We start from the raw sequence: 4,549 nt of genomic DNA, 5'->3' as shown, positions 1-4,549 counted from the left end.
GAAGGCGCCCTCGCCGGGCGGCAGGCCGTCGACGTCGGTGCCGTCATGCTGGGTGTAGCGCTGCACGAACCCGTCGACCAGCAGATGCTTCTCGAGGCTCCGTTGCGTTGGCTGATCGCAAGATCGAGGCATCGTTGACGGGTGAAGGTCGCGGGTCGGCCTCGTCGTGTTGCTCCTGCTCGGTCGGCGTTCGCCGGGTTCCGCTTCCCGGCTGAGGTGATAGTGGTGGCGGTGCGCTGGTACCTGCGCTACGGCCTGTCGTACTGCGACGTCGAGGAACTGCTGGCCGAGCGCGCGTGATCGCCGGCACGCCTTCGTGCAAACCTACGCCGCGGCCATTACGAGCTCGGGATCGACGCGGTGCCCGCTCTCCGGCTGCCGATCGGCCGGACCTCACTGCGGCGATCGGCGTGTTTAGCCGCTGCGTGGTCGGCATGGTGGTGACCCTGGAGGCGCCTTCGGCGCTGTCGGTCGGGTTGTACCTCAACGAGGCAGGCCAGGAATCGGCGACTCGAAGTCCAACCCCGCAGCGATCTCACCCGACCCAGTCAGCCCAAACCTCCGCACGCGATCAGTGCCGGCAACTCCGGCCTGCTCCCGCAGCTTGGGCAGGTCCCGCAACGCCGCGGTGTTGCCGTGGTTGGCGGCCTGCCGCCACAGGGCCTCGGCGCCGGCGGTGTCCCCCGCCGCTTGGCCAAGCCCTGCAGCGCCGCAGACACAGTTCCTCGCGCTGATCGGCGCCCTGGACGAGCATGTCCGCGAGCTGGCCCGACCATCCCGGCTGCCACCACGACCGGCCTTCAGATCGGCGGCCACCCCACCTTCACTACCGACGTCGACACCGAGATCCTGCACGAGTTCTCGGCGGCCATCACCCGACTCGTCACCCGCGGCCGGAACGACCGGTAAAACACCATCGACCGGCAGCCTCACGGTTGGGACACTGATCGTTGTGACCGCGATGACGGTGTTCGCGCCGGAGGCCTACCACGACATCCGGCAAGGACTCTACGAACCGACGCTAGAGTACGACGGCGGTGATTGGGGCCGTGACGTGTTCGACCCCTGGCGGGCCCGGCACCATGCCATCCTGGCGGCGCTGTCCGAGGCCGGCCGGCCCGAAATGGCGTCGCGTATTCTCGCCGACACCGACCGGTGGGCGCTGTACGCCTTTAGCCGGCTCACAGACGTTCTCATCCTGCCGCTGCAGCCACCGTCAACCGACCGGGACCGGCCGCAGGACTGGCTGCCCCCGCAGGCGTATCACCAGTTCATCGCCGGAACCGGCCGACCGGTGACCGGCGGCCAAGCGTTCCATCCGTTTCTGCACGAGGTCGTGGCCGTCGAACCCGCTGACGATCCGACGACGCAGCCGCAGGTCGCTGCTCGGTGGTGGCCAGGGCTGATGGTCGGCTCGCTGATGATGATGCGGGCCGGGGTAACGGTCCGCGCCGGCGTCGATCATCTGGATCCTGCGGTGGCGACGAAGTCGACGATGTACTGGGCGTCGCGGCGCCGGTATCGGCCGGCCTGCGACCTGTCTCACGGCTGGGGTTCCCACTCCAGGTGGCGGACGAGTTTCCGTCGTGACTACTGGCTGACCGACCAGTTGCTCTACAACGTCGACGCGGCGCTGCAACCGAAGGCCGAACACCCCGGCGGCGTGCCGTTCAACCGCGACATCGACTTGCTCCGGCACCGATGCAGCACGCTTGTCGACTGGGATGACGAGCAGTGGCCGTGGGAGAACCACCACAACGAACCGATCCCCGCCGCCCTGGTCCCCGAGTAAGTGGCAGCCAGCGGTGCACCGATCCGTGCTTGTTGGGGACAAGGGTGCGGTGCCTGTCAGTCGGCGTCTCTTATCGCATCGGTGTAGCTATGCGTCAACTCGAATTCGGATCAGCGCGGCCAGAACGCCGTAATCCCGGGACCCGGACCTGGTCCGACCCGGTTATGTGAACCACGGTGAGAGGCTGGTTTGGCGCGGACGGTGCTTGGTCGATCGGTCAGCGCAGCGACGCGCTGCCGAAGCCACGACTGGCTCTGTTCGTGAGTTCCGGGCTCTGGCGCGGAAAGCGTGACCCATCACGATCATTGATCGACGGTAAGGTCGTGGTCGTGTCGATTTCCGAGGTAACGGCGGCGACGTGGGCCTGTATTCGTCACCGACGGTTGCTCGTGGTGCGGCCTCACGGCCAAGATGTTTTCTTTCTTCCGGGCGGGGTGCCCGAGCCTGACGAAACCTTGGAGGAAGCCGCGACGCGCGAAGTTGCGGAGGAAGTGGGTATCGAGTTACGCCCCGACGACCTGACGCTGTTTGCGGAGATCGTTACGGCTGCTTACGGTCGGCCGGGTACCGACGTCCGCCTCGTCTGCTTCACTGGCGAAAGCGACGCGGTGCCAGCACCGAAAGACGAAATCGCGGAGGTGGCATGGTTTTCTGCCGTCGATGCCGACCGGTGCGCTCCCGCGATTCAGCAGTTGATCACCCGACTGGTGCAGGCCGGCCTCGTGCTCGGCCAACGCTGACGGTTTCTGGTCTGTGCGGGTAAGGGAAGGACGCCACGGGCCAGTCGGTTGGCCGCGACCTGCACCGCTTCCGGCGCCGCAGTCCGGGCCGCCTCCGCGTATGCGGTTGCCCGGTCCCGGCAGATGACCGCCGGGTTCGCGTGCTCCTGCAGCCAGGCCGTCACCGGTTCGGCATTCCGCCCGACCAGCACGTCCACGACCTTGCGGGTCTGGCAGTCGATCAGCACAGTGCCGTAGTTGTGACCTCGCTTGATCGCGAAGTCATCGACTCCCAGCACGGCGATGTCACCGATGGGCGGATCGGGCAACGCCCGGACTAGACGAAGGAGACGATCACGGCCGGTCGGCATACCCAACGTCGTGGCCAGCCGGGCACCCGCCCAGCCAGCGCTAGCCCGATCGTCGTCAGCATCCGCCGGAGGCCATCGCTCATACGTGACCAGCGCCGAGTCAGCCCGTCGACCTGCTCGACAAAGGTCTTACGCTGGCAATCCAGGTTGTCGCAGAAGAAACGTCGCACTGTCAGCGAAATCCGTACCGGCCGCTCGGCAACTGGCGCATCCGTCAGGGTCCGTCCGTAACACGAATGCACCCGGACGACGACTTGGAGCAGGCCGGGCAGGTGCCTCGATCACCGCGCACGGCGGCTGTGACGACAACTTCGGCGCCCGACTGCACCTCCTCGATCTTGATACCGGCCAGGTGCGGGAGGAGTTGCTCGACGGCATCGCACAGCCGAACAAACGACTCATCGGCCGACGTCCATCACACAATCTGCGCCAGAGCCGAGTTCCGGCACCAGATGTCGCAGAGTTGCGGCACCAACGGACCTCACTGATCTCGATGTTCGCGAGTTTGGGCACTACCCCTGGGTGGGACGGGATACGCCTGGAGTCTGCCAGCGCACTGCTCACGCACCGTGACGCGCGTCGGCGGCGGGACGGGCCTTGTCTGCGGCTATGAGAGTGCGCTGGTTGGACGGTGGCTCTTCACACAGAATGTGGCTCATGCTCAACTGCGCGAACATCACGGTCATCCTGGTACCGCACTGCGCATCCGTATCGCGTGACGGGTGGGCCGAGAACCACGACGATCGCCCGCTAAGCAGTGCTGGCCAAGAGCAAGCGCAAGAGCTGGCGCGCGCACTCGGCACCGACATCGACGCGATCTACACCAGCCCGACGTTGCGCTGCCGGCAGACCGTGGAGCCCATGGCCGCGGCATCCGGGCTGGAGGTCATCGATTTACCTGAGCTCTATGAGGCAGCGGGCTTTCATCAACCTACCGAGTGGGTCGAGGGAGTCTATGCGCCGATGGGGGCAACGGTTGCGGGCGCCTGGACCGCTGGTCGGGCACTCGGCGCGCTCGCCCGGATGGCGGGCACTCAGGTGGGTGGCAACGTCGTGGCCTGCTCTCACGGTGACGTCATTCCGGTCCTGCTGTCCTTGCTGGCCGGCGCCTACGGCACGTCGCTGCCTTCGCTGGTCGACCGCGGCGGTTGGTACGCGTTACAGCTCGTCGACGGGGGACTCACTATCACTGGTCGCTTGTTGGGCGATTCCTGAACGGCACTCACATCGGCTCCGCGCACCCGCACGCGAGTCCCTTCGTGATCGATTGCACGGAGAGTGAAAGGGCGCCGGAGCCACAGCCGACTCACCGGCGGTCAAGATCCACGAGTCGAGGACCCTGCGGGTACCGAAAACCTCATCCGCGCTGGTCACAGCCATTTCGGCAGCCGATGCGTGCGGCCCGGACTCGGGCTGGTTTCAGCGACCGGACCTCGGCGATGCTCGATGCGCCCTGCTCCGCGAAGATGATCGGTTGTGTTGCTACGACTGGCCTATCTCGGTGTGACCAACGCTCTGGTTCTGTTGCGGCTGCTGCCGATGAGTGACCGTGACAAGGACGCCGAGATCCTTGCCTTGCGTCACCAGATCATGGTGTTCGAACGGCAACTGCATGGCGAGGGGTCCGGTTCGCTCCCGCGGACCGGGCGTGGCCGGCGGCCCTGCTG

Annotated in this window: 4 protein-coding genes and 2 pseudogenes; 5 read left to right on the top strand and 1 reads right to left on the bottom strand. The window is 66.4% G+C overall.

The genetic code is table 11. From position 1 onward, the window contains the following. Window positions 1-216: 216 nt before the first annotated feature. From AB0F10_RS44385 to AB0F10_RS44375, 3 genes and pseudogenes are all read left to right on the top strand, one after another. Window positions 217-294, top strand: a pseudogene (locus tag AB0F10_RS44385) (IS6 family transposase); the annotation flags it as partial. Window positions 295-952: 658 nt separating this feature from the next. After that, the gene (locus AB0F10_RS44380) at window positions 953-1,792 is read left to right on the top strand and encodes a hypothetical protein (RefSeq protein WP_360640405.1); all 840 of its coding nucleotides are present in this window, start codon (window positions 953-955) and stop codon (window positions 1,790-1,792) included. Between the two features lie 176 nt (window positions 1,793-1,968). Further along, window positions 1,969-2,532: an NUDIX domain-containing protein gene (locus tag AB0F10_RS44375; protein ID WP_360640401.1), complete on the top strand. Its 564-nt coding sequence runs from the start codon at window positions 1,969-1,971 to the stop codon at window positions 2,530-2,532. Here the strand turns inward: AB0F10_RS44375 and AB0F10_RS44370 are convergent. Further along, a complete protein-coding gene (locus AB0F10_RS44370; RefSeq protein WP_360640398.1) occupies window positions 2,478-2,840 on the bottom strand; it encodes a transposase in 363 nt (120 codons plus the stop codon). The two genes, AB0F10_RS44375 and AB0F10_RS44370, sit on opposite strands and share 55 nt — an antisense overlap. 699 nt (window positions 2,841-3,539) lie before the next feature. Between AB0F10_RS44370 and AB0F10_RS44365 the strand changes: the two genes are divergently transcribed. Further along, window positions 3,540-4,097, top strand: coding sequence for a phosphoglycerate mutase family protein (locus AB0F10_RS44365; protein WP_360640395.1), 558 nt, complete (start codon window positions 3,540-3,542; stop codon window positions 4,095-4,097). A 261-nt stretch (window positions 4,098-4,358) separates the two neighbouring features. Beyond that, window positions 4,359-4,549, top strand: a pseudogene (locus tag AB0F10_RS44360) (hypothetical protein); the annotation flags it as partial.

This window comes from Actinoplanes sp. NPDC026623 (assembly GCF_040638275.1).
Classification (GTDB): domain Bacteria; phylum Actinomycetota; class Actinomycetes; order Mycobacteriales; family Micromonosporaceae; genus Actinoplanes.
Note: the sequence above shows the minus strand (reverse complement) of the source record. Positions and strands in the feature narration are given on the sequence as shown.